Source organism: Bifidobacterium sp. UBA6881 (assembly GCA_002451435.1).
Taxonomy (GTDB): Bacteria; Actinomycetota; Actinomycetes; order Actinomycetales; family Bifidobacteriaceae; genus Bifidobacterium.
Window position 1 is genome coordinate 20,518 of the sequence record DKCF01000110.1, and the last position, 2,862, is coordinate 23,379.

At 60.0% G+C, this 2,862-nt stretch carries 3 protein-coding genes; all 3 read left to right on the plus strand.

All coding sequences use genetic code 11. The features are described from left to right. Positions 1-102: 102 nt before the first annotated feature. The 3 genes from B3C64_RS08460 to B3C64_RS08470 all read left to right on the plus strand — a co-directional run bounded on the left by B3C64_RS08460 (position 103) and on the right by B3C64_RS08470 (position 2,739). On the plus strand, positions 103-708 hold the full coding sequence (locus tag B3C64_RS08460; RefSeq protein WP_291535037.1) for a hypothetical protein: 606 nt from the start codon (positions 103-105) through the stop codon (positions 706-708). 305 nt (positions 709-1,013) lie between these two features. Beyond that, positions 1,014-1,868: an aldo/keto reductase gene (locus tag B3C64_RS08465; protein ID WP_291535039.1), complete on the plus strand. Its 855-nt coding sequence runs from the start codon at positions 1,014-1,016 to the stop codon at positions 1,866-1,868. A gap of 100 nt (positions 1,869-1,968) precedes the next feature. Beyond that, positions 1,969-2,739, plus strand: coding sequence for an HNH endonuclease family protein (locus B3C64_RS08470; RefSeq protein ID WP_291535040.1), 771 nt, complete (start codon positions 1,969-1,971; stop codon positions 2,737-2,739). Positions 2,740-2,862: the final 123 nt, after the last annotated feature.

Here is a 2,862-nt window from a genome sequence, read left to right on the forward strand (position 1 = left end):
CGCGCACCTTGCCTGCGAAGAAAGGCCCGGGGTGTTGCCGAGCATGTATGGAAAGGACTACGCGATGAGCATATCCATGAAATCGCCGGTATTCCGGTACTGATGCCGATTCCCGCATGGTCCTTGATGGGCGGCTCTCTCGAGATTTGGGAACTGGCGGAGGTTGCGGAGTCGTTGATTCGGCATGATTACGCGACGCGGGAATCCTTGCTGCGATTCGTCGACCTCGAAAACATCCCGTACCGAGGCAAGTGTCTCGATGCTTTGGAACTGGTGCAGCCGGGAAGCGACTCCCCGAAGGAGACGGAATTGCGTCTCGCGCTTGTTCGCTATGGATTGCCGATCATGCGCCCCAACTGCGTCATCCCGGATGTCCGCTTTGCGAATGGCACGGCGGTGACGCTCGATTTGGTCGACCATGCCCATCGGTTCGGGTTGGATTATCAAGGCGATCATCACCGCACCGATAAAAGCCAGTGGCGTCGCGACCAGACCAAACTATCGCGTTTGACCGCCGCCGGATGGACTGTTCTTCCGGTCACGCAATTGGATTTGTCGGACGAGTTGCATCGCGCGGCGCTCGCCATGAATGTCGCATATTCGCTGTCGCGCATTGACGGCAATCCGGTCGCCGTGACCACTCCATTGTCTTGGCATGAAGTCGTGCTTGTGCATCGTCGCGCTCGCAAATCGGGCCTGTTGGAGTGATTTTCAGGAGCTTGAATTGCGAAAAACTTCGCACAATTTTGATTATGATGCTGGTTTCTGGAATTGTGCGAAGCGACAGCGGGATTTGACTCGATATTCCCTTGAAATAGTGCTGTCGTATGCCCCCTACGCGGATTTTTGACGAATTCATTTCGCACGATTTGGATTTGGTCTGCGGAATTTCCGATTATGCGAATGGGCTATGCGAATGGATAAGGGGTTGCGAACGGCGCGGATATGTGAGCGTCGGCATATAACATAGAGGGACAGCAGTAGTGGTTAATGCTTACAAAAGGACGTGTTTCATGGCAACTTTCCATACTCCGATGATTACGCTGAGCGACGGTCATTTGATTCCGCAGATCGGCCTTGGCGTGCTGCGTATCGATGACGAAGGCGTCACTCCCGTTGTGGAAAGCGCCTTGGCTGCCGGATACCGGCATATCGACGGCGCCGCCGGATACAACAACGAGGCCGGCGTCGGCCGCGCGCTCAAGGCCGCGGGCTTCACCGAGGGGGAGAACCGCAAGAACCTGTGGGTCACCACGAAGCTGCGCGATTCCGAGCAGGGGTACGATTCTGCCCGCAAGGCGTTCGACCGTCAGCTCAAACTGCTGCAGCTCGATTACGTGGACATGTACATGCTGCATTGGCCGACGCCGTTCGACTGGCGTTCCGGGGAGACCTGGAAGGCGTTCCAGGAGTTCCGCGAGGAAGGCCGCGTGAAGACGCTTGGCGTGTGCAACTTCCTTCCCGAGCATCTCGAGCGCCTGCACAAGGAGACCGGCGAGTACCCGGCCGTCGACCAGATCGAGCTGCATCCGACCTGGCAGCAGCGTGAGGTCGTGGCGTATTGCAAGGCGCATGGCATCGCGGTCGAGGCGTATTCCCCGATGGCCCGCGGCGCCGATCTGAACGCCGGAGATGGCACCATCGAACGCATCGCGAAGGCCCATGGCGTCACTCCCGCGCAGGTCATTCTGCGCTGGCACATCGAGAACGGCACGATCATCATCCCCAAGTCGGTGCACGCGGATCGGCAGAAGCAGAACCTCGACCTGTTCGGCTTCGTGCTCGACCCCGAGGAGCACGCGGCGATCGACGCGCTTGACGGCCCGACCCGCGCCGGCCATGATCCGATGACGTTCACTTACGCATGATCTGCGTATGATTCGCCTATGCGCGCACATGGATTCCGCGATTTCGCGTGATTGCGGAATCCAGGCGATCGCATAGCCCAAAAGTTGTGAAGGAACCGCCATGGTCCGTAGCCGACGCACACGTTTCCCGCATTCTCGACGCACGCATTTCCGCAAAAAACGCTTTTACGCGGACGGCCCGTTCGAACGCATCCTGTGCCTGCTGGTCATGGCCGCGGTCATCGGTATCACCATTGGCATTGTCCTGCCGAAGACGAGCCCGACCATAGGCGAGATAACCGGGGAATACACGGCCGCCGGCAGCGCCGCGGAGACTCTGGAACGGCTTGCGGTCAACGACCGCCCCAACAAATCCGGCTATGACCGCGACGCATTTGGCTACCGCGCCACCGACACGGACGGCAACGGATGCGACGTGCGCGAGGACGTGCTTGCCCGCGACCTGACGGAAGTGCGCTACGAGGCCGGCAGCGCGTGCCAAGTGGAGTCCGGCGTGCTGCAGGACCCGTACACCGGCAAGACAATCCGATTCCAGCGCGGCCGCGACACGTCAAGCGCGGTGCAGATCGACCATGTCGTCGCGCTGGAGAACGCATGGCAGTCCGGCGCGAACGCATGGGACCAGGCCAAACGGTTCGAATATGGCAACGACATGTTCAACCTGCTCGCCGTCGATGGTCCCGCGAACCAGGAGAAGGGCTCCGCATCGGCGGCCTACTGGCTGCCCACGAACGGTGATTTCCGTTGTGAGTACGTCGCACGCCAGATCGGCGTCAAAGACAAATACGGTCTGAGCGTCACCACACAGGAGAAACGCGCGATGCTGGCGGTGCTGCACGGCTGCCCCGCACAGGAGATTCCGCGGCAATAGCGGCCTCCATCCATGCGGTCGTTCCACATCGTTCATTCTGTGCTGGCTGTTCTGCGATGGCCGCCTCATATGGCAGTCCCGCGCCGTCCATCATTCTTCTGCCGGGTCCGCTCCGTGGATTGC